The following is a 652-nucleotide window of genomic DNA, read 5'->3' as shown; positions in this document are numbered from 1 at the left end:
TAGGGGCTGTTGATCTTTCACATTGGCAGCCAAATTATAGAGCAAGCTAGAGCCAGCAGGCTTTCAAAATTAATTTTCAATTTATCATAGCGGGTAGCTATCGCTCTAAAATGCTTGAGCCGAGCAAAAGCATTTTCAACTAAATGCCGATATTTGTATAAACACCAATCGATATCGCCATTTCCTTGCTTCGAATTTTGTCTTCTAGGGATCACTGGCTTTGAACCACATTCACGCACTTTATCTCTAATCGCTTCACTGTCGTAGCCTTTGTCTGCAATAATAAAATGACTTTGTGGCAATAGTTCAATAAGGGCATTAGCTGCTTTGCTATCATGAACTTCTCCACCTGTAACAATGAATTCTATCGGTAAACCATAGCTATCTACCGCGAGATGGATTTTGCTTGTATTACCACCACGACTTAACCCAATTGCTTGATTTTCATCAGATGATGCACCTGAACTGTGTTGATGGGCTTTTACATAACTTCCATCAATAAATTCCCATTCAGTATCACTATTAGTCGATAATGTTTTGAACAGCCTAAGTAAAATACCTTTTCTTGACCACAGTAAAAATCGACGGTAAATGGTATTCCATAAGCCAAAATATTCAGGTAAATCTCGCCAAGGGCAGCCAACACGCAATC

1 protein-coding gene is annotated in these 652 nt (G+C 39.1%); it reads right to left on the bottom strand.

Translation table 11 applies throughout. From position 1 onward, the window contains the following. Positions 1 to 17: 17 nt before the first annotated feature. The coding region (locus AAEZ00_RS20600) for an IS5 family transposase (RefSeq protein WP_351089731.1) at positions 18 to 652 on the bottom strand (635 nt) is incomplete at its 5' end.

Source organism: Shewanella sp. S1-49-MNA-CIBAN-0167, assembly GCF_040310145.1.
Taxonomy (GTDB): Bacteria; Pseudomonadota; Gammaproteobacteria; order Enterobacterales; family Shewanellaceae; genus Shewanella; species Shewanella psychromarinicola.
The sequence above is the reverse complement of the archived record's forward strand: the minus strand, read 5'-3'. Positions and strand labels throughout refer to the sequence as shown.